The following is a 25239-nucleotide window of genomic DNA, read 5'->3' on the forward strand; positions in this document are numbered from 1 at the left end:
CGACCTTGTCGGCTACCGCCTGCAGCTTCTCTCCACTGAGTTCGATGCCCAGCGTCAGGTCGCCACCATCGAGCGCTTGATCGGGGGCGATCTATGAGCACGCGCCCCCTCATCCTGGTGGGCGGGATCCTCCTCGCTGGAGCGGCTACCCTCGGCGCTTACTGGCTGGGTGACGGAGAGTTCACCCCCGTCGCGGCGCGAGCCGCGTTGGCGCAGTCATCCTCCCCGGCTCGGCAGCCCCTCTACTATCAGGCACCCGACGGTGGCACGGGCTTCTCGCCGGTTCCAAAGAAGGACGCCCAGGGTCGGGACTACGTTCCCGTCTACGACGAGAGTGAACGGACGCCCTCCACACCTCCGCCAACCAACTCCACGCCGATGCCGTCGCTCTCCACGCCACCGGCGTCTCCAGGGCGCCCCGCCCTCTACTACCGGGACCCCTCAGGCCAGCCTGAGTACTCTGCGACGCCCAGGAAGACTGCCAACGAACGGGACTTCACTCCGGTCTATGAGGATATTGCTGCTCCGCCAGCGTCCCCACCGACATCTCGATCGCCGTCACCAGGCGGTCGTGGCCGGATCCTCTACTACCGAAATCCTATGGGGCTGCCTGACACCTCCCCCGTTCCCAAAAAGGACTCCATGGGGATGGACTATCTTCCCGTCTTTGAAGAGGAGGCGAACCAGCCTGCCGGTACGGTTACCGTCAGCCCAGAGCGGGTGCAGTTGCTGGGCGTGCGCACGGAGGCCGCCACTCAGCGCACGATGACCCGCTCGATCCGAGCCGTCGGCACCATCGCTGTGGATGAACGTCGCCTCGCGGTAGTGGCCCCCAGGTTCGAGGGCTGGATCCAGAAGCTCCTCGTCAATGAGACCGGGCAACCAGTCCGGAGGGGACAACCCCTGTTCGAGGTCTACAGCCCTGACCTGGCGCTCGCCGAGCAGGAGTATGTCGTCGCCCGCCGAGTGGATGGCGGCATCGCCAACGCGGCGCTCTCCAGGCTTCGCAACTTCGATCTCCCCGAGGAGGAGATAACTCGCCTGCGGCGCACGGGAATCGTCAGCCGGGCGCTGACCCTGACTTCGCCGATGGATGGTGTTGTCATGGAGAAAGCCGCCCTGCAGGGGATGCGCTTTGCGCCAGGGGAGATGCTGTACCGCATCGCGGACCTGTCAACCGTTTGGCTTCTGGCCGACGTCTTCGAACAGGACCTTGGGATCGTGGGCCCCGGACAGGAGGCCAGCATCGCGCTGACTTCCTACCCCGATCGACGGTTCACCGGAGTGGTCACCTTTGTCTATCCGACCGTCAACGCCACCACGCGCACGGCCAGGGTCCGGGTGGAGATCCCCAACCCGGACCAGCTGCTCAAGCCGGACATGTACGCCACCGTCGAGATCGCGGCCGCCCTAGGCTCCACCTCGGTTGTGACCGTGCCGGACTCTGCGGTGCTCGACACCGGAACGCGCCAAGCCATTCTCGTCGAGCGAGCCCCAGGCCGCTACGAACCTCGAACGGTATCTGTTGGCCGTCGGGCAGACGGTCAGGTAGAAATTCGGCAAGGCCTCAACGCTGGCGAGCGCGTGGTTGTTGGCGCCAACTTCCTTATCGACGCCGAAAGCAATCTGAGGGCTGCCCTACAGTCATTCTCACCACCCCCCTCAGCTCCTGTCCCCTCCCAGGAGCAACCTCGATGATCGCCCGCGTAATCCGCTGGTCGGTGGCCAACCCATTCCTGGTCTTGCTCGCCACCCTGTTCGTCATTGGCGCCGGGATTTGGGCTATCCGAAACACCCCGCTGGATGCCGTCCCAGATCTCTCGGACGTCCAGGTCATCGTTTACACCGAGTATCCCGGTCAGGCGCCTCAAGTCGTGGAAGACCAAGTCACCTATCCGCTGACCACGGCGCTCCTGACGGTTCCCCGTTCAAAGACAGTCCGAGGCTTCTCGTTCTTCGGCTCCTCCTTTGTCTACGTGGTATTCGAGGACGGCACAGACCTCTACTGGGCGCGCAGCCGGGTCTTGGAGTACCTGAGCCAAGCCGCTCGGCGCCTTCCTGAGGGAGTGACGCCATCCCTGGGGCCCGACGCCACCGGGGTGGGTTGGGTCTACCAGTACGCTGTCACAGGGGCGCAGAGGACCCTGGCTGAACTCCGGTCCGTTCAGGACTGGTTCCTGCGCTACCAGCTCGCCCGAGCCGAGGGCGTGGCCGAGGTCGCCAGCGTTGGCGGCTTCGTCCAGCAGTACCAAATCGTGGTCGATCCACAGCGGCTCCAGGCCTACCGCATCCCGCTGTCCCGGGTCACCGAGGCTGTGCGGGCCAGCAACCGGGACGTTGGTGGCCGCTCCGTCGAGATGTCGGAGACGGAGTACCTCGTTCGAGGGCGCGGATATCTGCGTGGTATCGGGGATATCGAGCAGATCGTGCTCACCATGCAGAACGGCGTCCCCGTCTTGTTGCGCGATGTCGCCCGGGTAGAGCTCGGCCCAGAGGAACGTCGTGGCATCACGGAGCTGAACGGTGAGGGCGAGGTGGTCAGCGGCATCGTGCTCCAGCGGGAGGGACAGAATGCTCTGACCGTCATTGGGAGCGTGAAGCAGCGTCTCGCTGAGATCGCGGGTAGCCTGCCTGAGGGGGTGACTGTCTCCCCGGTTTACGATCGCTCCGCTCTGATCGAGCGCGCCATCGAAACCCTGAAAGGAACGCTGATCGAGGAGAGCGTCATCGTCGCCCTCGTCTGCGTAGTCTTCCTGCTCCACGTCAGGAGCGCCCTGGTGGCCATCCTGATGCTGCCGGTCGGCGTCCTCATCGCCATGGCACTCCTGCATCTCCTGGGATTGAGCTCCAACATCATGTCGTTGGGTGGGATCGCCATCGCGCTGGGTGCCATGGTCGATGCGGCCATCGTGATGATCGAGAACGCGCACAAGCGCCTTGAGCAGGCCGCGCCTGGAGCATCCCGGGTGCAGGTGCTGACAGAGGCCGCAGTGGAGGTTGGTCCGGCGCTGTTCTTTAGCCTAGCCGTCATCACCGTGTCCTTTCTCCCGGTTTTTACCCTCGAGGATCAGGAGGGGCGGATGTTCCGGCCCCTGGCACTCACAAAGACCTTTTCCATGGGCGCGGGAGCGCTGCTCTCGGTAACCCTGGTGCCAGTGCTGATGGTGCTATTCGTCCGGGGCAGGATCATGCCGGAGCGCCGCAACCCGGTGAACCGCTTCCTGATCTGGGTTTACCGCCCGCTCATTGCAGGCGTTCTCCGAGCCAAGACGCTGACCATCATGGTCGCCGTTGTAGCCGTTGGCCTGACCGCCTGGCCGCTGGCACGCCTTGGTAGCGAGTTCATGCCGACCCTGAACGAGGGAACACTGATGTACATGCCGGTCAGCCTGCCCGGTATGTCGATTACCAAGGCAGCCGAACTTCTTCAGACCCAAAACAGGATCATCCGGACCTTTCCCGAGGTCGCGAGCGTCTACGGAAAGGCTGGTCGCGCCGCGACAGCGACGGACCCCGCTCCGACCGAGATGTTCGAGACCATCATCAACCTAAAACCTGAGAAGGAATGGCGGCCCGGGATCACTGTGGACGCCCTCATTGCTGAAATGGACACCGCGCTGCGGATGCCGGGCGTCAGCAACGCGTGGACGATGCCGATCAAGGCCCGCACCGACATGCTCTCCACGGGCATCCGCACCCCGGTGGGCGTCAAGGTCTATGGCCCAGACCTCGCTGGCATTGATCGGCTATCGCGTGAGGTCGAGGCCGCCGTGCGATCGGTGCCTGGCACGACCAGTGCCTTCGCCGAGCGGGTAGAGGGCGGCTATTACCTGGAGATCGAGCCCGATCGGGGGGCATTGGCCCGCTACGGCCTGATGGTCGGCGACCTCCAGGAGACAATCACCACCGCTCTGGGCGGAGAGCCGGTGACCACCACCGTCGAGGGCCGGGCGCGGTACACCGTCAACGTCCGCTATCCTCGCGGGCTCCGAAGCGATCCGCAGGGCATCGCAAGCCAGGTTCTCGTCCAGACCGCCCAGGGAGCCGCCATACCTCTGGGGCAGTTAGCGGCGGTCCAGCTACGCCGCGGTCCGCCGACGATCCGAACCGAGAACGCCCAGCTTGTGAACTACGTCTATGTCGACATGCATGGCCGGGATATCGGCGGCTACGTCGCGGATGCCCAGCGCGCTGTCGCTGAACAGGTCAGCATGGCCCCAGGTTACCATGTCGAGTGGAGTGGACAGTTCGAGTACATGCAGCGCGCAAAGGCAAAGCTGGCCATCGTGGTGCCGGTGACCCTGCTGCTGATCTTTGTGCTCCTCTATCTGAACTTTGGCCGCCTCACCGAAACGCTCATCGTCATGCTCTCGGTTCCGTTCGCCTTGGTCGGCGGCGTCTGGCTCATGTACCTCATGAACTTCAACATGAGCGTGGCCGTCGCCGTCGGCTTCATCGCCCTGGCCGGGGTCGCAGCCGAAACAGGTGTCATCATGCTGATCTACCTGGATCACGCTCTCGCGGAGACAATAGAGCAGCGTCGTGCCGAGGGAAGGCCACTGACTCGCGAGGACCTCCGCCACGCCATCATGGAGGGCGCAGTCGAGCGGGTGAGGCCCAAGATGATGACGGTGACAGCCATCATGGCAGGCTTGGTGCCCATCCTATGGAGCACTGGTACGGGGTCGGAACTCATGCAGCGGATTGCTGTCCCCATGGTTGGTGGGATGGTGTCTTCGACGGTGCTGACCCTGCTGGTCATCCCGGCAATCTATGCAACCGTAAAGGGGTGGCGACTTCCCCGGGCTGAGAGTTCTGCGCAAAAGGCGAAAACACGCTGAGGGTTGAGAGCCACATAGCTACCTGTAAAAACATGGGGACGCGAAGGCCGGGTTGAACCCGGCACGAAGTGCCACCTCGTCACGCATGTCCAGGGCAGGCAGGGCCGCTATCGAACGGGTGCCATGCGGTAGCAGAGGCTGTTCGGCGGCTGCTCGGCGAGGTTGAAGTAGCAGAGCGCGAGGGCACCCTCGCGGACAAGGTGATAGGCGAAGGCGGGACCGGATTGGGATACGGCGACGATCTGCCAGCCCTCCGCGACGAGCGCAGCGACGGAGCGGTCAAGCTGCGTCTCCGTCATTCGCTCCCCGGCGGGAGAACGTCCTGGACCGGGCTGCGAAAGCGCCACGCGACTGGGAAGGGACATGAGCGCCGCACAGAACAGGACAACGGCAACTCTGATTTCGGGTCTCTTCGCCATTTGCATCTCGCTCAGCTGATGCTTGGACCCTACGGCAGGTCGGGTGATCGCGGCAGGCTCATGCCGCGGATTTCGGCAGAACCTCCGTCACGAATTCATGCCTTGCCCCTGCGCATGTTTTCGTGACTCTACTTCCATGATCATTCGCCGATACACGAGCCGCTTGGCAGGTCTCGCACTCACTACCGTCCTTGCCGGCCCCGCCCTAGGTCAGGGCTTCGGGAGCCCCGCCGTTGGGAACTCCGGCCCGCCGTCCGATGCGCTGTTCCCGGCGCTGGCGGAGTACCAGGACCGGCTGGAGGAGGCGGGATGGATCCTGCGGGGTCAGGGCACTTTCGTCCTCCAGGGGCAGGCCGGCTTCCGCTCTCCCTACCGCTCGGACGCCAGCCTTCGCCCCGCGGCACAGGCCCGCAACACGACCTCCATCGACCTTGTCCTCGGGCGTCGGCTTTGGGACGGGGCAGAGGCGATCGTGGACGTGTCGGTCACGCGCGGTTTCGGTCTTTCCAACTCCGTGGGCGTCGCGGCATTTCCGAACAACGAGGCGTTCCGGCTCGGCACGACGGAGCCTTACGTCTACACGCCGCGCGCCTTCGTACGGCAAACGATCGGCCTCTCGGCGGACACGATTCCCTACGACGGTGATTCGCTGCGCTTCGAGGGGGCGCTGCCGCGGCAGCGGATCACGATCACAGCCGGCAAGTTCGGCGTGTGGGACATCTTTGATGATAACAAGTACGCCCATGATCCGCGCACCCAGTTCCTCAACTGGGGGCTCGTTGGGGGCGCCGCTTTCGATTATGCGGCCGATGCTCGCGGCTGGACCGAGGGAATCGCGGTCGAGTACGATGATGGCGCCTGGGGTGTCCGCACGGGTGCCTTCCGCGTTCCTCGCCGCGCCAATGGCTTGTTCCTCGATACGGCTCTCACCCGGGGTTGGCAGGTACTCGGCGAGGTGGATCGGTTCTACGAGGTAGGCGGACGGCCGGGCGCGGTGCGCCTCATCTACGGTGCGACCCGCGCCCGCCAGTCCTCCTGGGGGGAGATCTCCGAGAACGGCTTCGACACCTACTATCAGAACCCATCAGGCTACCGCCTCAAACACAATGCGACCCTGAACATCGAGCAGGAGATCACGGCCGATCTCGGCGCCTTCGCGCGGCTCTCCTGGAGCGACGGCCGGATTCAAAACTTCATGTTCACGCAAATGGACCGTGCGGCATCCGGCGGGCTCTCGCTCCGCGGCGCGCAGTGGGGACGCCCTGCGGACACCGTCGGCCTCGCGACCAACGTCGGTTGGCTATCCACGGGGCAGCGTCGCTACCTCGAAGCAGGCGGGATCGGGTTCATCGTAGGCGACGGTCGCCTGAACTACCGTCCGGAGGTTGTGACCGAAACTTACTACGACATGCGTGTCGCGTCGGGAATCAACGCCGCTCTGAACTACCAGCTCGTCGTGAACCCAGGCTACAATCGCGATCGTGGGCCTGTGCACGTGTTCGCCTTGCGGCTCCGAACAGCGTTTTAGAAGCCTGCCTTGGAAGGCAGCCGAGACGACGGCTCAAGGTTGGCTCCAGCCCGACCAAGTCACAAGCGACGTCGCGCTTGATGGACCAGGTTTTTATACGTCAGATGTTCACACAATGCGGAAACAGATATCCGATGCTTCAATTCTGCAAATGGCGGTTTCATGCAATGCTATATACCGCTGTTAGTCCCTTCGCGCTGATGACGACGCTGGCACTAGCCCAGACGGATCGACCTTCTCCGACCAACAGGGAGAGAGGCGTGACTGCGGGGAGAGTAATCGACTCGCGCGGTGCCGGTGGAGGTCACCGTGCCAGCGATCTGCGAGAGCAGCAGACGGTCAGGGTTCCGCTCTTGGAGGCCGTCGAAGCGGCCGAGAGCCGAGAGTCCGGGCGCGCTATCGAGGCTGGCTTTGAAATCGGAGGGGGTGGGTATTATGAAATCAAAGTGCTCGGCGCCGACGGCATGATCATGAGGCACTTCGTGGATGCCAACTCCGGGCAGGTTACGAGGACCGATCGCCAGCAGATGGAGGAGTTTTTCACTCGGCTCAGGCTCATCGACATGCAGAACGCCCGTACGACGCTCCGGCAAGCAATCGTTATTGCTGAACAGAGGGTGGGTGGGCGAGCCGCCGAGGCGGAAGTCGAGCGCGATGGCGATACGGTAAGCTACAGAGTCACAGTCACAAACAATGACCGTCTGCAGGAAATTAAGGTAAGTGCCGATGGTCAGGTCACATCCTTAAGGTGATCCAGCTGGACAGATAACTCACTGAACCTTCCGTAGCGGAACACCCTCATAGGGCAAGCTTGACGTAGCAAGGGCGAACGGAGGCGCGTGATGGAAGGTTTGGTCGCGCGAGACAGCGGGCAAGCCCGACGAGGCGGCGGAACTCGCGGCGGTGGTGGACGCGGTGCAAGAGAGCCTTGTGAGACCGGTGCGCGGATGTGCGGGCAGGCGTGGGTTTCCTGCCATTTCTTGTGTTGGGCGCCGTCGAGGTGGCAGGTGTGCCCGCATAGCAGCGTGGTGCGGCCTGCTGGTGTGATCCAGGCAGACTCGTCCTGTACTAAGGGCCCGTCCACCGATAAGTGAATCGGCTTTGGGGTTGCGGCTATGGAGCAGGGATTCTCCTGCGTGAGGCCGAGACGTAGCGTAGCGGGATGATCGACATCGAGGGGGTCCAGGCGCGGTTTTCGGATCTATCGGCGCATTTGGACGAACGCGGTCGCCGGTTGCTTGCGGCGTCAGAGGCGCGCGCTGCGGGCTATGGCGGGATCGCTGCGGTGTCGCGGGCGACGGGGCTGGCGGCGAGCACGATTGGTCGAGGCCTGAAAGACCTGGCGTGCGGGCTACCGCCGGGACGTGTTCGCAAATCCGGTGGCGGCGGCAAGACGGCGGTGGAGCGGGACCCCGGGCTACTGCCTGACCTGCTGTCGCTGGTGGAACCAGGGGCACGGGGCGATCCGATGTCGCCCCTGCGCTGGACCTGCAGGAGCCTGCGGCGGCTGGCGGCGGAACTGACGGCGCGCGGCCATCCGGTCAGCCGCACGGTGGTGGGAAAGCTGCTGGCGCGGGAGAAGTTCAGCCTGCAGGCCAACTGCAAGACGCGGGAAGGCAGCGAGCATGCCGACCGGGATGCGCAGTTCGCCCACATCAACGCCAGCGTGGCCGCGGCGCTGGCCGCACGGCAGCCGGTGATCTCGGTAGACACCAAAAAGAAGGAACTCGTCGGCGACTTCAAGAACGCGGGCCGCGAGTGGCGCCCGCAAGGCAACCCGGAGGAAGTGCGGGTGCACGACTTCCTGCTGCCCGAACTCGGCCGTGCAGTGCCCTACGGCCTCTACGACCTGGCAGCCAATGCGGGCTGGGTGAGTGTCGGCATGAACCACGACACCGCCACCTTCGCGGTGCAGACAATCCGCCGCTGGTGGCAAGACGTCGGCCGTGTGCGCTATCCCGCGGCCGAGCGTCTGGTGATCACCGCCGATGGCGGTGGAAGCAACGGCTCGCGCCTGCGGCTGTGGAAGTACGCGTTGCAAGGCCTGGCTGACGAGATCGGCCTCGGCATCGAGGTGCACCACCTACCGCCCGGCACCAGCAAGTGGAACAGCATCGAGCATCGCCTGTTCTCGTTCATCAGCATAAACTGGCGTGCCAAGCCGCTGGTCAGCTACCGCGTCATCGTCGACCTGATCAGCGCCACCACCACGACCACCGGCCTGACCGTACACTGCGAGCTCGACAAAACCCACTATCCAAAGGGTACCGCCGTCTCCGACGAGCAGATGGCTTCCCTCAACATCACCCGCCACGACTTTCATGGCGAATGGAACTACACCATCCACCCGCGCAGCAACTCAGATGAAGCGGTTATCCCCTGACAAGCCCTAAGCGGCAGCGTGCAGCAGGGTGACCGTGCGCTGGAGATTGTAGGCAATGGCGGTGAGACGGGCTTGCAGTCCGGCTTTAGCCAGACCGAGCCACCGCATCCGCCGCAGGCCATAGGAGCGCTTGCAGGTGCCAAACACCTTTTGAATCCGACGGCGTATGCGCCGGACCTGCGCGTTGTGCGTCTTCAGCTGTGCGAGCGCCGCGGCCCCGTCCCAGGTACCCGTCTGCACGACCTGCGGCATGCCGCCACGCGCAAGGATTGCTTTCCAAGGCTTGTCACCGTTGAAGGCGCTATCGGCATAGACGTTTCCTGCCTCGGGCGGCAGCACAGCTTCCAGCTCGGCGGCGTCATGGATGTTGGCCGTGGTCACCGCCAGGCCGCGGATCAGGGCCGCCCCTTCATCGGTCGCCACATGCGCCTTGCAGCCGTGCACGGGCTTGCGGCGGCGATGCCCGGCCCAGCGGTTCGACGTATACGTCAAACCATCGTCCTTCTGGATGCGGGCCGAGGGGATCAGCGTCACGTCCACCAGCGTGCCGGTGCGCACCATCAAGCCCTTGGCTTCGAGTTGGCGGGTCACCGCCTCGAACAGCCCGCGGTCGAGGCTGCGCCACACCAACTCCCGCCGGAACCGGACGAAGGCGGTGCGCTCGGGCGTCGGCTCGTAGGCAGCGAAGCCGCAGAACCGGCGGAAGCTGGTCCGGTCGTCCAGCGCCTCGGCCAGCTTCACGTCCGACAGGTCATACCAGGTGGCCAGCAACAAGCCACGGAAGAGAGCCAGTGGGGGCCAGCCACGTTCGCCCTTTGCCGCAGCCGAGATATCAGCCGAGTGACGATCTATCTCAGTCCAGTCCAGCAATACGGCGAGTTCCAACAGCGGCAGTGCCGCTCACGGTTCCGCCCGTGCGATGAGATCTTCCTGACCGATCCGCCGCCGCGACATGTTGACCTCCCTCGTCTACACAGGCAGTGAATGGGCCTATGTCGCGCCGGGTCCACACACATCCGCGCACAGGTCTCCTTAACCGGGTAGTCGGGACGGAGAGCCGAGGGCACATCGCGCACGGAGCGGTGGAGAGGGCGGTCGAGCGCCAGTGCGAGGCCGAGCAGGAGCGGCTGCGAAACGGTCCAGCGGCAGTCGGAGGTAAGCATGGCCGTCCGCTTCTGGCTCAGGCAGGCGACCACCGCGCAGGTTGACCTGCAGGGCGAGCAGCATCAGATCGGGCAAGGGCAAGGATTGGTCGCGCGCCTGCCGCATGGCTATGAAGCTTGCCGCGTCTGGGTTGCCGCGCAGATGAATATTAGTGGCGCGCTGCTGCACGATGGAGGTTTCCCATGCTGCCGCTCGGCCCTCTGGAGGGTAGTCATGTCCGGTGAACAGGCGCGTGCCTTCCGGAAGGGAAAGGAGGCCCTGAATGCTTTCATAAAGCGCGCGGGCGTCGGCGCCCGGGAAGTCTGCCCGCGCCGTGCCGATATCAGGCATGAACAGCGTGTCGTGAATGAAGGCGGTGTCTCCGATCAGATAGGTGACCGAGGCAGCGGTATGGCCGGGGCTAGCGATCGCCTCGATCGACAGACTGCCGAGCTCCAGCCGGTCACCGGGGATCAGCAGTCGGTCCCACCACGCCGTCGAGCGCAGCTCGGGCAGGTTGTAGAGTTTGGTCCAGATTTCCTGCACCATGGTGACGGTCGCGCCCGTCGCCGTCCGCGCGCCAAGGCGCTCGCCTAGATAGGCCACCGCCGAGAAGTGGTCGGCGTGGGGGTGGGTGTCGATCACCCACTCTGCCCTCAGCCCCTCGGTCTGCAAGTGGAGCGCCATGGTGTCGGCAAACTGCGTGTCCACTTGCCCCGAGCGTCGGTCGAAGCCGAGCACCGGATCGATAATGGCGCAGCGCCCTGTGCCCGGGTCCGAGGCGACGTAGGCCAAGCTGCCTGTCGGCGGGTGGTGGAAGGCCCGGACGATTGGGTGGTCCTGCATCAGCAGCCACTGTCATCCTTCTCCGACCGGATTCCCGGCTGGGGCACGACGCGGAGGTAGGGCTTCACCGTCGTCCATCCGCCCGGGAACTTCTCCCGCGCCTGCTCGTCCGTGATGGAGGGGACGATAATGACGTCCTCGCCCGCTTGCCAGTCGGCGGGCGTTGCAACGCTGTGCATGGCAGTCAGCTGTAGGGAGTCGATCACCCGCAGCAGCTCCGCGAAGTTGCGGCCGGTGCTGGCCGGATAGGTTAGGCTAAGCTTCAGTTTTTTGTCCGGCCCGATTACGTAGACTGAGCGGACCGTAAAGGTGTTGCTCGCCTGAGGATGGATCATCCCGTAGAGCTTGGAAATCGAGCGATCGGCGTCGGCGATGAGCGGGAAGTTCAGCGCCTGTCCTTGGGTTTCGGCGATGTCACTGGCCCAGGCGTGGTGATCCTCGATCGGATCGACTGAGAGGCCAATCACCTTGACATTGCGGCGGTCAAACTCCGGCTTAAGCCGGGCGACAGTGCCGAGTTCGGTCGTGCAGACCGGAGTGAAATCTTTTGGATGGCTGAACAGGACGGCCCAGGAGGTGCCCATCCAGTCGTGAAAGCGGAGCGACCCCTGGGTAGTTTGAGCCTCGAAGTCCGGTGCCGTGTCGCCGAGCTGAAGCATGTCGGTCCTTTCTGTTCGATCCAGCAACCCTACTGCTACTGGGCATCCCTACATCAAATGCTGTGTTGGAGACGCCGATTAAACCCGCTTTCAGCCGAAGGAGGCTTCAGAAAAGAAAGTAAACAGCCCGGACACACAATGTCTTTCAACGACCGGAATCCGGTGCGAACTCATAATGGCTGTCGTGCAGGCGTAAGCAATTCTCGCAGGGCGTTACGAGAGTTGGTTCACAATCTCGGTCGGCATCGAAGCTCCTACAGCCTTCAAGTGGACGTTGTAGCTGCCCGGAGTGAATGGCCCAGGGCGGCAGGGGTGCCAAAAAAATTTGCGGGCCATGGAGCGTTTGAGACAGCGGACGATATCGGACTTGCTCTCGTGCGACAGCCTTACTCTCCATCCTAGCGGCAGCGTCGTCTGACAGTCTCCGGCGGCGTGTTACGACGGCTCAGGCGAGAAGCGACAGACGCCTTGAGAGGTAGCGTCCGTCAATGTGGTGGAAATTGCATTTGGGCTTGAGGGGAACACGGCTCAGGCGGCTTTGGGTGGGAGCTGCAGGGTTTCGTTGGTGGGCGCCGGGTTGAGCATCTCGCCCATGGCCTCGACGCCCATGTAGCGGTGCTGCAGTTGCCACTCGTCGTTGGCCTCGAGCAGCACAGCGCCGATCAGGCGGATGATGGACGCCTCAGAGGGAAAGATGCCGACGACGTCGGCGCGGCGTTTCACCTCCTTGTTGAGGCGTTCCAGCGGGTTCGTCGAGTGCAGCTTGGTCCGGTGCGGCGCCGGGAACGCCATGTAGGCGAGCACGTCATGCTCGCTGTCGTCCATCAGCTTGCCGAGCTTGGGCCATCGGGTCCGGAACTGATCGGCGACATGGCGCCAGGTCTGCCGCGCGGCCTCCTGGTCAGACTGCAGGAACGCCTGGCGCAGCGCGGCCGAGGCCATGGACTGCTGCGCCTTGCCGACATGGGCCAGGGCGTTCCTCATCCAGTGGACGCGGCACCGCTGCCAGGTCGCGCAGAGGACGCGGGCGATCGCCGCCTTCAGCCCCTCATGGGCATCGGAGACCACCAGCTTCACGCCTTTTAGGCCGCGCTTCACCAGGCTCTTGAGGAAAGTGGCCCAGAAGGTCTCGGCTTCCGACGGGCCGATGTGCAGGCCGACGATCTCGCGCCGCCCCTCGGCATCGCAGGCCACGGCGATTATCGCCGCGACCGAGACGATGCGGCCGCCCTCGCGCTGGCGGAGATAGGTGGCGTCCAGCCAGAGATAGGGCCACTCACCCGACAGTGGTCGGTCAAGGAAGGCCGTGACCCGCTCGTCGATGTCGCGGCACAGCTCGGAGACGGTCGACCTCGAGATGCCCGACAGCCCCATGGCCTGCACCAGCTTGTCGACCCGTCGCGTGGAGACGCCACCGATCCAGGCTTCCTGGATCACCGCCACCAACGCCTTCTCGCTGGTCTTCCTGGGCTCCAGGAAGGGTGGGAAGTAGCTGCCTTGCCGGAGCTTGGGGATCCGCAGCTGCAGCGACCCCAGCCGGGTGTCCAGCGTGCGGTCGCGAAAGCCGTTGCGGTAGTTCAGCCGCTCGCCGGTGCGCTCGTGCCGGGCGGCGCCAATCTGCCCCTCCACGTCCGCCTCCATCAGCATCTGCAGCACCGCCTCGGCGACGCTGCGTAGGAAGTCACCATCTCCTGCTTTCGCCAGCAGGTCAGCCAGTGGCAGTCTGTCCTCGGTCATCGGGTCCTCGGCCGGTCAGGGGTGGGAGCCTCGCAACTCCACCCTAGCCGCCAGGTCCGATGGCCACCCAAGCCCTACACTCCGGACCACGCCGGATTTTCCACCACCTCCGTGGACGCTACCCCTTGAGAAGCGAAGCGATTTGCTCGACCGTCTAAGGCGTGTAGAAGGCGGCCGAATTTCAGGCCACTTACCCGCCCCGCGGCGAGCTCCCCAGCCCCCATGGTTTCAAACTTGGATCTGCCGTAAGGGCTTGAGCAGATTATCTCCTGGTAGGTTCGCTGCATCCGCCAGGGGCAGGTGAAGTGACCTAGTTTTACTCCGCGCCGTGACCTGAAATGGGACCGCCCTACAGAGAGGCAGAGAGGTCGCCACTCGGGAAGAGCAAACGCCACAGCGCGCCTATGCCATGGCAAGCAGAGGCACCGCAGGGAATCCCTGCCGTGCCTCTACTCTGGCGTGAACAATTAACCTCGCGCGGGGGCCGCCTAAAGATTGAAGATAAAGGCGAGCGCGATGCTCTGGAAGTCTCGGTCACGTCCAGGGATGTCGATGGTGCCGTTCTGGTACTGGAGGGTCAGCTTCGTCTGCGTCGTGGGATACCAGTTCAGCGCCGTGCTCCATATTCCCTGGCGGCCGCCGCGTACCCGCTCGTCGTTCAAGTTCACCGCGCTATAGCCGGCGGCAAGCTCCAGGGCGCCCCAGTCATTTTGGAAGTCCACGTCCTTGCCCGTACCGCGGCGCCAAGTGGCGCTGTTGGCATTGTGGCGTCGCGGCTCGCCGAGCAGCGGGTAGGCCACGTTGATGTACCAGCCATCGAAGTTGAGGTCCGGGCCCGTCTTGGTGGCAATCTCAATGTTTTGGTACTCGGCCGCAAAGTGCAGCTTCCCGATCATGCCGGAGAGCTCGGGCCCGATCGCCCAGGAGCTGTTGGCCGGGATGCTTCGGGTATCGGCGTAGCGGAATGAATTGAGCCGCAGCTCCGGGTAGTCGCGCAGCCGCTGGGCCTCGCTGCTGTTAGACCCGGGATGCGACTGGTAGGCCCCGTTGACGCCCAGCTGTACCTTCACAGTACCGTCGAGCGCCAGGCCTGCGGCGCGGCCCACAACGCCGCCCTGGTCACTGTCGTGCAGGGTCGAGGCGACACCCTGCGTCAGGAAGGCGGAGGTGTACCAGCGGCTTCCGCGGAACTCGGCGCCAGCGGCGATTCGGGTGTCGCCCGAGGCAATGCTGGTCGCTAACGCCGTGATGCTGGGACGCTCGATGAAGATCAGCTCGGACGAGCTGGTAGCGTAGGCGAGCGTATGCGGAAGCGTCCAGGCGCCGGCCTGGATATTGACGCCCTGGATCCCCGTGTAGGCGACGGATAATTCGAATAGTCGCCCTCCGCGGGGGGGCTCCTGCGGCGTAGAGGGGGCGAGTTCCCAGGTAAAGTTGTAGGCGATGTCACGAGCAACGGTGCCCCGCAGGCCCAGCCGCCCACGCCGGACGTTGGTGCCGCTGGAGAAGCGGTCGGTCAAGCCTGCGGGCTGGTCGAAGTAGGACCCCGCGTGCAGATCGATGCGGGCCACTGGCTGCACTGTGAAGTTGCCGTCCGCGAGCGTGACTATGGGCCGGATGCCGGACCACCTGACGCCGTCATGGGCCAAGGTCGGATTGCTGGTCGCGGAACGGGTGCCGGTCGTCACCTGATCACCAGATGGGGCCTGTCCCTGGGCCAATGAGGCACCGCTGGGCGACAATGCCCCGAAACATGTCAGGGTAGCAACGAAAGCAAAACGATACAGATCCACGGCAACACCTCCGGAGTTTACGGAGGCAGATACTGCGTCGGTATGAAAAACCCACTGTACGAAGATTTCTTATTTATTAAATATAATCTACCACAACTACGTTCAGAAACATTGTAAATATTCTTTGCCATTTTATTTCTGAATGTAAGTTGGAAAGAACGCATTGTTTCGTGAACGGGTAACAGCCGTTGAATTGCTGTCAGGTGTAACCTAGGGGCCGCGAAATCCATGGCATGGCGCTATCCTGCGCCGTGCCATCGACATGAACGTGTCAGCTTGCTCGCGTCTGGCCGTCACGCGCGCGAAGGTCATTGTGCAACGTCGTGGCCGCGATCGCCGCATGGCCCATCGCGACGCTGATCTGGTCCAGCGCATAGACGATGTCGCCGGCCGCATAGATGCTCTCGTGGCTCGTGCGCTGCTTCTGGTCGACCGCAATACAGCACCCGTCGCCCATCTGAAGGCCAAGCGCCTGCGCCAGCGCGTCATTCGAGTCCGAGCCGAGAGCGGGGTACACCGTGTCAAAGCTCAGTCTTGTGCCATCTTGCAGGCGCGCTGTTACGCGGTTCTCGCCGAAGTCGAGTCCTTCGAATGAACGCTCCTCGATCCTAATACCGGCGGTGCCCAGAAGGGTGCGGTCGTCCTCGTCGATCTCGACCCTCCCTGCGGCGAGCAGGGTAATGTCGTCCGAGTAAGTGCGGAGGAACATCGCCTCCATGACGCCGCGTACGTCACCGCCGATCACGCCGATGGCCTGCCCGGTTGCCTCGAAGCCGTCACAGACCGGACAGTAGCGCAGCAGCCCGCGGTCGAGTGCTGCACGGTGCGTCGCCAAGTTGATGTTCGGCCGCCGGTTCTTGGTGCCGGTGGCCAGGAGGAGGGTGCGCGCTTCCAGTGCCAGCCCCTCGCCACGCGCGAGGAAGCAATCCTGACCCGCCTCGATCGCATCGACGCGCCCGTTTAGCAGGCGTGCGCCGTACCGCTTGGCCTGGACACGCATGCGACCCAGCAGATCCGTGCCGCCGATCCCGTCTGGGAAGCCCGCATGATTGTGGGAGATTGGGATCCAAAGTGCCCGGCTGTTACCATCGTCGACCACCGCGACCCGGCGATGGTAGCGCGAGAGATAGATCGCGGCTGTCAATCCGGCCGGCCCGCCGCCAATGATTAGGGCCTGTCCTCAGATGAGCCAGACATAGGCTGCGGCGAGGTGGATGGCGCCGAGGAAGTTGCGAGCGGTCTTGTCGTAGCGGGTGGCGATGGCACGGAATTGCTTGAGCTTGGCGAAGAAATTCTCGATCAGGTGACGTGCTTTGTAGAGATGCCGGTCGTAGTCGCGCTTGTGCTTCCGGTTCGCTTTGGGTGGGATGATGGCCGCCTTGCCTGCCGCAGCCAGTGGTTCCAACACGCGGACGTCGGCATCGAAGGCCCGGTCGGCGATCAGCGCGTCAGCCGCCATGTCGGGCAGCAGTGCGTCAGCACCGGCGAGATCATGGGCTTGGCCCCCCGTCAGAGCAAAGCCGACCGGATTGCCGAGCGCATCCACCAGAGCGTGGATCTTGGTGCTCAGGCCACCCTTGCTGCGCCCAATCGCCTGCTCGTGCTCCCTTTTTTGTGGGCTCCAGCGGCGTGCTGGTGAGCGCGCACGACCGTGCTGTCCAGCATCGCATATTCCGTGTCCGCATCCACCGCGAAATGCCGGAGCAGGCGCTCCCACACGCCACCCTTGGCCCAGCGGCTGAAGCGCGTATGCACCACCTTCCATGAGCCGAACCGGTCCGGCAGGTCGCGCCAGGGAATACCTGCGCGGTAGCGATAGAGTACCGCTTCAACGAACAGGCGGTTATCCCGCGCCGTCATGCCGACATGCCCAGCTCGACCGGGCAGCAGCTCCTCGATCCGCACCCACTGATCGTCACGCAACGCGTATCGCCGCATTCGCTGGCTGCTCCATAACTTGCCGACACCCTATGAATCACTCCAGCGCCATCCTGGGAATCCCCCATCTGGGGACAGGCCCTAGGCAGTCGAGCCGCTCAACAAACTGTTCCGCCTCATTGAGCAAGTCGGTCTCCGGGGTTGGGTGGTTCACGGATTCGCGGTCGGCGAACAGCAAAAGAGCAGGAGCGTGTGCTCCTGCTTTAATCATCGGGATCAGATTTGGTGCGTGGTGGGGCTTGTGAACAGTTGGTGGCCGACAAAACTTACCCTGTCCGTCTGACATACAATGTAAAGGGCAGGACGCCCACAACCGACAGGATCGGCCCGACAAAGTTTGCGGCGAGACTGTCCGGAAAGAGGCGCTTCAGGGCGAGCACCGCATCGGTCGCGATCAGGGCGATGGACGTGAGGGCACCGATGACGAACAAACCCTTGGTCACGGCGAGTACTCTGTGACGAGACGGTTCATTGCCAGATGAGAGAATGACCGATCACGGCCGTCATAGTGCTTCCTCCAGCATGAGCCGTGCGAGGAAGCCCACGAAGAAGGCGGCGGTGACCGCCGGAGTTTCTGGCTGCTCGTGTGCCTCCACAAGCAGTTCCTCAGTCTCGACTCAAGCTCACCGACATGCAGAACGCGCGCACGACGCTCCGGCAAGCAATCGTCATTGCTGAACAGAGGGTGGGTGGGCGAGCCGCCGAGGCGGAAGTCGAGCCCGACGGCAATGCGGTAAGCTAAAGAGTTACGGTCACAAACAATGACCGTCTGCATGTGATTAAGGTGAGTTCCGATGGTCAGGTCACATCCTTAAGGTGATCCAGCTGAACATATAACTTACTGAATCTCTCGTAGCGGAACATCCTCATAAGGCGAGGTTGACGAGCATCGTGATCGCTGCGGCCCCCATGACGAGCGTGGCCGCCCAACCAACAGCGCGGAGCCACCCCGACACGGCTACCTCGCCCATAATCTCCCGCCGGCACGCCATGAGCATCATCACGGCCATTACGGGAACCGCGACGATGCCGTTAATCACCGCACTCCAGTACAGGGCTTTCATCGGATCAATCGAGGAAAAGTTGAGTCCCACACCGATGGTGGTAGCGAACGCGATGGTGGCGTAGAATGCCTTCGCTTCCAGCGGTTGCCGCCCCAGGCCAACCGGCCACTTCCTCGCCTCGCCGAGCGCATAGGCCGCCGACCCCGCAAGCACCGGCACGGCCAGCAGGCCCGTTCCGATGACACCGAGCGCGAAGACGACGAAGGCGAACTTGCCTGCTACCGGGAGGAGCGCCTCCGCGGCTTGACGAGACGTCTCGACCTCGGTGATGCCGTTCGCGTGCAGGGTGGCGGCGGTCGTGATGATGATCGCGAGCGCCACAAGGTTCGACAACCCCATGCCCACGTAGGTGTCGAGCCGGATGCGGGCCAGGGCGCGGGGGGCCTGCTCCGGCGCGTCCACGAGCGGCTCCCGGCGGGGACTGGCGTGCTGGTCCTCCACCTCCTGGCTCGCTTGCCAGAAGAAGAGATACGGGCTGATCGTTGTGCCGAGCACCGCGACAACCGTGGACCAGAACCGCGCATCGCCCGAGAGCGTCGGTACGAGGAGGCCTTCCGCGACCTCGCCCCAGGGGACATCGACCGCGACGACGGTGCCGAAATAGGCAAAGAGTGAGAGGGTGAGCCACTTCAGGACCGAGACGTAGCGCGCGTACTGGAGAAGGATCTGCAGGCCGACGCAAAGCGCGCCAAACAGGACGACGTAGAGGAGGTGCGGCCCGCCGGCCACGAGGCCGAGCGCGTCGGCCATGGCACCGAGGTCGGCGCCAATGTTGATTGTGTTGGCGATGAAGAGCAGGACGACAATGCCCTGGAGCATCCAGTTGGGGTAGTGCCGCCGGATGTTACCGGCAATGCCGCGGCCCGTGGTCCGCCCAATGCGCGCGCTGATCTCCTGCACGGCGGACATCAAGGGATAGGTGAACAGCATTGTCCAGGTAATCGAGAAGCCGAGTTGCGCGCCCGCCTGGGAGTAGGTTGCGATGCCGCTCGGGTCATCATCGGAAGCGCCGGTGATCAGGCCGGGACCGAGCACCTGGAAGAGGCGCGGTTTCGTCGGGCCGACGACGGCGCTGGCATGCCCGGAATCCGGTTCGGTCGTCACGTTGGTCCTGCTGTCTGCTGCATTCGGCTGATCGGCGCCTCGGCCAAGCGGCTCCTCCGGGGGGGCGAGCGGCTTCAGTTTCGCCGCCTGAGGTACCACGTAAAGAGTAGGACCCCCACGACCGACATGATCGGCCCGACAAAGATCGGAGCGAGGCTATCTGGGAAGAGGCGCTTCAGGGCGAGCGCCGCATCGGTTGCGATCAGGGCGATCGCCGCAAGGACACCGATGACGAACAAACCCTTGGTCACGGCGAGTACTCTGTGACGAGATGGTTCATTGCCAGATAGGAGAATGACCGATCACGGCCGTCATAGTGCTTCCTCCAGCACGAGTAGTGCGAGGAAGCCCACGAAGAAGGCGGCGGTGACCGCCGGAGTTTCCGGCTGCTCGTGCGCCTCCACAAGCAGTTCCTCGGTCACGAGGTAGAGCAGCGCGACCAAACCGAACGCAAAGAACGCGTCCAGGTAGGGGCGGGATAGCGTACCGGCCAAGCCGCCGAGGAAACCGCCGACGGGCAGCAACAGGCCGATGCCGGCCGCCACCAAGAGCACCGCGAGGCGTGACGTGATCCGCTCCCGCAGTGCCAGTGTGGTGGTGAGGCCCAGGAACACGACCTCTAAGGTGAGTGCCACCGTCAGCAGCACGCCCTGCTGCTGACCCGCCACGAAGCCAATCCCAAGCACGAGGCCGTCGATCAAGATGTCCACGGCGCCGATCGCAGCGAGGCCGGCCGAGCCGCCGGCGCGGCGCCCCGCCTCCTTCACCAGCAGCATAGCGACTACTCCCAGTGCGCCGCCGACGGCGATGGGCAATCCCGCTCCCTGGTGCTTCAGCCCCGGCAGGATCTCGCTCGCGGCCGCAGCGAACACCACTCCGGCCGCGAAGTGCTGGATCGCGCTTTTGGTCTGCGGTCCGGGTGGCCGGATCACCGCTGCCAAGGCTCCCAGGAGCAGCCCGGCCAGCGGTATCAGGGTGTAGCCGACGGCTTCGCTCAGCATGTCTCGTCCTTGGCATTCTTCGGTCAGGTCTTGCCCGCCAGGACCGGCAATGAGGAAAGGTTGTTGGCGCGGCGGAGGTGTCGCCGGGTGAAGGCCAGAGGCTATCCTTCCGCTCCGCCGGGCTTGTTGTCACCGTCTGGCTTGAGCCGGCCGAGAATGACGAGGACGAGGAAGTTGGCCAGCGCCAGCACGAAGCCGATGTCGTAGAAGCCGAATCCCACCGCGCCGCCGACGATGCCGGTGTTCAGAATACTTGCCGCTGTCGCAGTGCCGTGCGTGGTACTGCCGGCCTTGAGGATGGCCCCGCCGCCGATAAAGCCGATGCCGGTGATCAGGCCTTCCAGGATACGCGCCTGCCCGGGCGAGCGCTCCCCGAGCACCTCGATCGCGAGCACCACGAAGCCACAGCTCGCCAGCGCGACGATCGGGAAGGTGCGCAGGCCGGCACTCCTGGTTCCATGCTCCCGATTCCAGGCGATCGGCAAGGTGAAGAGGAAGGCCAGGGCCATGCGCACGAGGTGGTTCGTGACATCACCCCAAACGCCCCATAAGGAGCTTGTCATGCCGCTTCCCTGGCCCGGGTTGTTGATCGAGTAGTCATACCTGCATCGCGACCTCTGTCCCGCGCAGATCCTCGTCCTCGATCTGCACCGTGATGTGGTCGATCCCGAACTGCTCCTTGACCAGGATACGTACGTCGCGCAGCACCCGGGCGCCCTCGGCCGGGTCCTGCACGGTGACGTGCGCGCTCATGGCGTCCAAGCCAGAGGTGATCGTCCAGACATGCAGATCGTGCACTGCCACGACGCCTGGGATGGCGCCGATGTTCCGCTCCATCAGGCCCACGTCCACACGTGGCGGCGTGCCCTCCAGCAGGATGTGAGTGGCCTGGCGCAGCAGGTTCCAGGTCCGCGGCACGATGAACAGTCCGATACCGGCCCCGATGATCGGGTCCGCCAGCTCCCAACCCGTCCACATGATGACGAGGGCTGCCACGATCACCCCGAGCGAGCCGAGCATGTCGCTCAGCACCTCGAAGTAGGCGCCCTGGACATTGAGGCTTTCGGACGACCCACCGGAAAGCAGGCGCATGCTGATAAGGTTGACCACCAGGCCCACAGCGGCGACCAGCAGCATGGGCCAGCCCAGCACCTGCGGCGGGTCCACGAAGCGGCGATACGCCTCGTAGAGGATGTAGATGGTGAGGACCAGCAGGACGACGGCGTTGGCGAGTGCGGACAGGATCTCCGCGCGAAGGTAGCCGTAGGTCCGTTGCGGCGTTGCCGGCCGTTCCCCGAAGCGGATCGCCAGGAGCGCGAGGGCGAGGCCGCCGGCGTCGGTCAGCATGTGAGCAGCATCGGCAAGTAAGGCGAGGCTGCCGGTGAGCAGCCCGCCGACGACCTCGGCACCCATGTAGGTGAGCGTCAGGCCCAGTGCCCAGGCCATCCGGCGCTTGTGCCGTGCCGTGGTTGAGCCGGTCGTAGGTGCCTGCGTGTGACTGCCATGCATTAGCGTGTTCCTCGCCCGGTCAGGGGCTCCTGAGCGCGGAAGGTGACCACGCGGTAAAGATAGAGGAGCACGAGCGCACCGACGATGAGGTTCGAAATCGGGTTCACCCATGCTGCCACGGCTTGGTACTGCTCCTGGAGTAAGTAGCCGAGCCCTGCCAGGAAGGCGGTCCACAGCGCCGTGCCGAGCGTGGTCCAGGCCAGAAAGCGGCCCAGGCCCATGGCGGCAATGCCGGCCGGGACGGAGATCAGCGTGCGCACCGCCGGCACAAGCCGCCCGGCGAACACTGCCGGTGCCCCCCAGCGGGTAAAGGCGGCTCGGGCGCGGTCCACCTCCGACGGTGAGAGGGTCAGCCAGCGGCCGTGGCGGGCGGCGAAGCGCCGCAGCCGATCCGGTCCAAGCCACCGCCCGACGTAGTACCAGGCCAGCGCTCCCAGCACCGACCCGATCGTGCCGGACAGGATGACCAGCATAACGTTCAGCTTGCCCTGCGCGGCCGAGAAGCCGGCCAGCGGCATGATCAGCTCGGAGGGAATCGGCGGGAACAGGTTCTCAGCCAGCATCAGCAGCGTGATGCCAAGATAGCCGCCCCGCTCCACCAAGCCGACGATCCAGTCGAACATCACGCCTCCTCCTACCCGATCCGCTGGCCACGGCGTCGGCCTGCGCGTTGCCAGCGCCAGGCGGCCACACCGGCGCCGACCGCGACCAGAGCAGCGGCAATGGCCACCCGAATGGGTGGAAGGAGGCGAAGCGCGCGGACAAACGTCTCGGCCATGGCCTCGGGGTGGTGCGGGTCGAGCGCGTGGGTTTCAGCCAGTTCGCGCTCCGCTTCCGACAGTTTCGGTGGATGGAAGGGCACCAGGGTAGGGCCTGACGGTCGCGCCAACTGGTCCAATGCCCGAATGAGCGACCCGCCCGCTGCCTGCAAGACCGCCTGGAACTCGTCACAACCGACACCCAGGTGTTCCGCGAGCAGGCTGTCGCGCACCCGCAGGATGCCGGCGCGCACATCCGACGCTCTTGCGTCTTCCGGCCGGACCTCCACCGCCAGGTCGCACTCCGTATCCACGCCCATGGAGCGGTTGTTGATGTTGGACGAGCCGATCCGCAGCAGCGTGTCGTCCACCACCAGCACCTTGGCGTGAACGTAGATGGCGGCGCTGCCCGCAGTCACAGGGGTGCAGAAGCGCAGCCGGCCGTGACGGTCCGCCTCACGCAGCCGCCCGAGCAGGAGGGCGCGGCCCGCCCCCATCACTTCCTCCTCGAGCCAGCCTCTCGCCCGATCGGGATTGATGATGACAACCTCAGGCCCATCCGGCTCGGCAAGTCGTTGCGCCAAGGCCTCGCTGATCCGGTGTGCACTAAAATACTGGCTTTCCAGGTAGATGCTGCGACGGGCCGAGGCGATCGCCGCCAGGTAAAGCGCCTCGATCTCGCGCACTTCTGGCTGGCCGCGATAGGCGGGTTGGGTCCGGGCAATCGCGACATCCACGTTCTGAAACGTCGCCTCCAAGCCCTCGGGCCAGCAGTCCCGTTCGGGATGCGGCGGGTCGGGCCGCCAGCCGCTGGCCGCGAACCAGCGGTTCCGGGCGAGGTCGCCGAGCGCGCGTGCGGCCTCGCCGTCCACCGCCGTCGTCACGTCATGCCAGGGGCCGTGCGGCGTTCCGTTGGGCCACAGGCGAGCCGGATCGTCGTCGCGGTGAGCTGATGTGTCCCACCGGCCCCCCGTGACGTCGATGCCGCCGCAGAAGGCGACCGCGTCGTCGATCACCGCGATTTTCTGATGGTGACAGCCGCCTGGCGGATGGTGCTGGTCCAGATGGAAGTGGAGGCGATGCCCGCCGAGCCATTCGAGCAGGAAGAACGGCGTCGTGCCGCGGAACGGCATCTTGAGAAAGGCGAGGTCCCAGCGCAGCACGTAGACGCGCAGGGCCGGGTTGCGCCGTGCGGCGTAGTTCAGCAACTGGCCGATCTTGTTGGGCACCGAGGCTGGGGCACTGCCGCTGCGGTCGAGTTGGATGCGGGCGTCGAAATCCCAGCCGACGAGCAGGATGGAGTGCCGTGCCCGCAGGATCGCGGCCTTGAGGTGGAGGAAGTAGTCGGCCGCATCGATAATCACGGCCATACGGTCAGCGTGAGCCAAGCGCCAGCAGGTCGTGCCGGGCATTAACACCTGACTGGCGCGGTCGGGCTCGCCACGCTTGCTCTGTTCCGGATCGGTCAAGGTTTTTGCTGCCACGACTCCGCTCAGCGGAACAGCCTGCCGAGGAACGAATTGTTGTGCCCGTCGCGGCTCCCACCATGTCCCCCGCCGTGCCCACCCCCATGCCCTCCTCCGTGCCCGCCGTAGCCGCCATGTTGATCGTAGCCTTGCTGCTGCCCCCAGCCGGGAGGAGGCGGCGCACCTGGGGCATAGCTGGGCGCTGCCTGGCCGGGAGCCATCCACGGGCTTGCCGTGCCAGGAGGAGGGGGCTGGGAAGCCGCTGCATCCGGCACCGAAGGCGCCTGGAACTGCGCGTTGCGCTCGATAACCTTGTCCAGCTCTCCGCGGTCGAGCCAGACGCCGCGACATTGCGGGCAATAGTCGATCTCGACGCCCTGCCGGTCGCTCATGACCAGATCCACGCGGCAGCGCGGGCAGGGCATGCCGACGGCAGGCCGTTCAGTGGTCGGATCGCTCATTTGCTGCTCCTGGGTTTCCGGATTCGGTGCCGGGCGGTAGGACGGCGCTTGGCAAAAGGTAACGACAGGGCCGCGTCCGTGCGGCCCTGTCGTCAGGCACGTTCCTCAGGTCTTCGGCGAGGCACTCTTGTCGCGGTGCCCGTGCTCGTCGAGATCGCCGGGCTTGTGGCCAGGGTGGTCGTGGTGGGCGCCGGGCTTCTCCGTCACACTTTGGTCCCGGTGACCCTGGGGGTCGAGATCACCAGGGGTATGGCCGGGGTGGTCGTGGTGCTGACCAGCAACCTCCTGCGTGGCTTTGTCGCGGTGCCCGTGCTGGTCGAGATCACCAGGGGTATGGCCGGGGTGGTCGTGGTGCTCACCGGCAACTTCCTGCGCGGCCTTGTCGCGGTGCCCGTGCTGGTCGAGGTCGCCGGGCTTGTGTCCGGGGTGGTCGTGGTGCTGACCAGGCTTCTCTTGCGGCATGACTGCTTCCTCTCTTGGTTGCAAACGCGAGCGACCACGCGCCGTGTTGGCACGTCCTCGCCCCTACCTTCAACGCGCATCGTAATGAACGGTTAGCGCGTCAAGGCTCAGTTCCCGGCACAAGCGA

Annotated in this window: 23 protein-coding genes; 5 read left to right on the forward strand and 18 right to left on the reverse strand. The window is 64.6% G+C overall.

Annotated features, from left to right (window positions below; genetic code table 11):
- The first annotated feature begins 648 nt into the window (after window positions 1-648).
- Together D9599_RS23200 and D9599_RS23205 are read left to right on the forward strand one after the other, a co-directional pair.
- Window positions 649-1698: an efflux RND transporter periplasmic adaptor subunit gene (locus D9599_RS23200; protein WP_198383681.1), complete on the forward strand. Its 1050-nt coding sequence runs from the start codon at window positions 649-651 to the stop codon at window positions 1696-1698.
- Window positions 1695-4841 (forward strand): efflux RND transporter permease subunit, encoded by a 3147-nt coding sequence (locus D9599_RS23205; RefSeq protein ID WP_198383682.1) that lies wholly within the window; start codon window positions 1695-1697, stop codon window positions 4839-4841. Before D9599_RS23200 ends, D9599_RS23205 begins: the two co-directional genes overlap by 4 nt.
- Window positions 4842-4948: 107 nt before the next feature.
- Here the strand turns inward: D9599_RS23205 and D9599_RS23210 are convergent, their stop codons facing one another.
- On the reverse strand, window positions 4949-5140 hold the full coding sequence (locus tag D9599_RS23210; RefSeq protein WP_198383683.1) for a hypothetical protein: 192 nt from the start codon (window positions 5138-5140) through the stop codon (window positions 4949-4951).
- Window positions 5141-5396: 256 nt separating this feature from the next.
- Between D9599_RS23210 and D9599_RS23215 the strand changes: the two genes are divergently transcribed.
- The 3 genes from D9599_RS23215 (at window position 5397) to D9599_RS23225 (ending at window position 9171) form a co-directional block, all read left to right on the forward strand.
- Entirely contained in the window at window positions 5397-6788 is a 1392-nt protein-coding gene (locus D9599_RS23215; protein WP_198383684.1) for a carbohydrate porin, read from the forward strand.
- A gap of 134 nt (window positions 6789-6922) precedes the next feature.
- Window positions 6923-7540 carry a PepSY domain-containing protein gene (locus D9599_RS23220; protein ID WP_198383685.1) on the forward strand — a complete coding sequence of 206 codons (618 nt, stop codon included), beginning with the start codon at window positions 6923-6925 and terminating at the stop codon, window positions 7538-7540.
- A 410-nt stretch (window positions 7541-7950) separates the two neighbouring features.
- Window positions 7951-9171, forward strand: a complete 1221-nt coding sequence (locus D9599_RS23225; protein ID WP_198383686.1) for an ISAzo13 family transposase — start codon at window positions 7951-7953, stop codon at window positions 9169-9171.
- A 6-nt stretch (window positions 9172-9177) separates the two neighbouring features.
- Here D9599_RS23225 and D9599_RS23230 read toward each other — a convergent pair whose 3' ends face one another.
- From D9599_RS23230 to D9599_RS23310, 17 genes are all read right to left on the reverse strand, one after another.
- The gene (locus D9599_RS23230; RefSeq protein ID WP_232480811.1) at window positions 9178-10056 is read right to left on the reverse strand and encodes an IS5 family transposase; all 879 of its coding nucleotides are present in this window, start codon (window positions 10054-10056) and stop codon (window positions 9178-9180) included.
- 147 nt (window positions 10057-10203) lie between these two features.
- The gene (locus D9599_RS23235; protein WP_198383687.1) at window positions 10204-11160 is read right to left on the reverse strand and encodes an MBL fold metallo-hydrolase; all 957 of its coding nucleotides are present in this window, start codon (window positions 11158-11160) and stop codon (window positions 10204-10206) included.
- Complete coding sequence (locus D9599_RS23240; protein ID WP_255531648.1) at window positions 11160-11843, reverse strand: peroxiredoxin; 684 nt, start codon at window positions 11841-11843, stop codon at window positions 11160-11162. The genes D9599_RS23235 and D9599_RS23240 overlap by 1 nt, the downstream gene beginning before the upstream one ends.
- A 504-nt stretch (window positions 11844-12347) precedes the next feature.
- Window positions 12348-13556 carry an IS256 family transposase gene (locus D9599_RS23245; protein WP_198383689.1) on the reverse strand — a complete coding sequence of 403 codons (1209 nt, stop codon included), beginning with the start codon at window positions 13554-13556 and terminating at the stop codon, window positions 12348-12350.
- Window positions 13557-14044: 488 nt separating this feature from the next.
- Complete coding sequence (locus D9599_RS23250) at window positions 14045-15349, reverse strand: OprO/OprP family phosphate-selective porin (RefSeq protein WP_198383690.1); 1305 nt, start codon at window positions 15347-15349, stop codon at window positions 14045-14047.
- 271 nt (window positions 15350-15620) lie between these two features.
- The gene (locus tag D9599_RS23255) at window positions 15621-16517 is read right to left on the reverse strand and encodes an NAD(P)/FAD-dependent oxidoreductase (protein WP_198383717.1); all 897 of its coding nucleotides are present in this window, start codon (window positions 16515-16517) and stop codon (window positions 15621-15623) included.
- A gap of 12 nt (window positions 16518-16529) precedes the next feature.
- Window positions 16530-17287, reverse strand: a protein-coding gene (locus D9599_RS23260; protein ID WP_375373066.1) for an IS5 family transposase whose coding sequence is annotated in 2 segments (ribosomal slippage) — window positions 16530-16948 and window positions 16948-17287 — 759 coding nt in all. Because the reading frame shifts where the segments join, the coding sequence is not laid out codon by codon here.
- Window positions 17288-17553: 266 nt separating this feature from the next.
- Window positions 17554-17730, reverse strand: coding sequence for a hypothetical protein (locus D9599_RS23265; RefSeq protein ID WP_198383692.1), 177 nt, complete (start codon window positions 17728-17730; stop codon window positions 17554-17556).
- 423 nt (window positions 17731-18153) lie between these two features.
- Window positions 18154-19455, reverse strand: a complete 1302-nt coding sequence (locus D9599_RS23270) for an NRAMP family divalent metal transporter (protein WP_198383693.1) — start codon at window positions 19453-19455, stop codon at window positions 18154-18156.
- Window positions 19456-19529: 74 nt separating this feature from the next.
- On the reverse strand, window positions 19530-19706 hold the full coding sequence (locus D9599_RS23275) for a hypothetical protein (protein ID WP_198383694.1): 177 nt from the start codon (window positions 19704-19706) through the stop codon (window positions 19530-19532).
- Window positions 19707-19766: 60 nt separating this feature from the next.
- Window positions 19767-20456, reverse strand: coding sequence for a ZIP family metal transporter (locus D9599_RS23280; RefSeq protein ID WP_198383695.1), 690 nt, complete (start codon window positions 20454-20456; stop codon window positions 19767-19769).
- A 101-nt stretch (window positions 20457-20557) separates the two neighbouring features.
- A complete protein-coding gene (locus tag D9599_RS23285) occupies window positions 20558-20965 on the reverse strand; it encodes an MgtC/SapB family protein (protein WP_232480821.1) in 408 nt (135 codons plus the stop codon).
- 88 nt (window positions 20966-21053) lie between these two features.
- The gene (locus D9599_RS23290; protein ID WP_198383697.1) at window positions 21054-21965 is read right to left on the reverse strand and encodes a cation diffusion facilitator family transporter; all 912 of its coding nucleotides are present in this window, start codon (window positions 21963-21965) and stop codon (window positions 21054-21056) included.
- Window positions 21965-22588, reverse strand: a complete 624-nt coding sequence (locus D9599_RS23295; RefSeq protein WP_198383698.1) for a DedA family protein — start codon at window positions 22586-22588, stop codon at window positions 21965-21967. Before D9599_RS23295 ends, D9599_RS23290 begins: the two co-directional genes overlap by 1 nt.
- Window positions 22589-22599: 11 nt before the next feature.
- Window positions 22600-24192, reverse strand: a complete 1593-nt coding sequence (locus tag D9599_RS23300) for a phospholipase D-like domain-containing protein (RefSeq protein WP_232480813.1) — start codon at window positions 24190-24192, stop codon at window positions 22600-22602.
- A gap of 23 nt (window positions 24193-24215) precedes the next feature.
- The gene (locus D9599_RS31535; protein ID WP_232480814.1) at window positions 24216-24650 is read right to left on the reverse strand and encodes a zf-TFIIB domain-containing protein; all 435 of its coding nucleotides are present in this window, start codon (window positions 24648-24650) and stop codon (window positions 24216-24218) included.
- Between the two features lie 105 nt (window positions 24651-24755).
- Entirely contained in the window at window positions 24756-25112 is a 357-nt protein-coding gene (locus D9599_RS23310; protein ID WP_198383699.1) for a hypothetical protein, read from the reverse strand.
- Between the last annotated feature and the right edge of the window lie 127 nt (window positions 25113-25239).

The organism is Roseomonas sp. KE2513 (genome assembly GCF_016107305.1).
Lineage (GTDB): Bacteria > Pseudomonadota > Alphaproteobacteria > Acetobacterales > Acetobacteraceae > Roseomonas.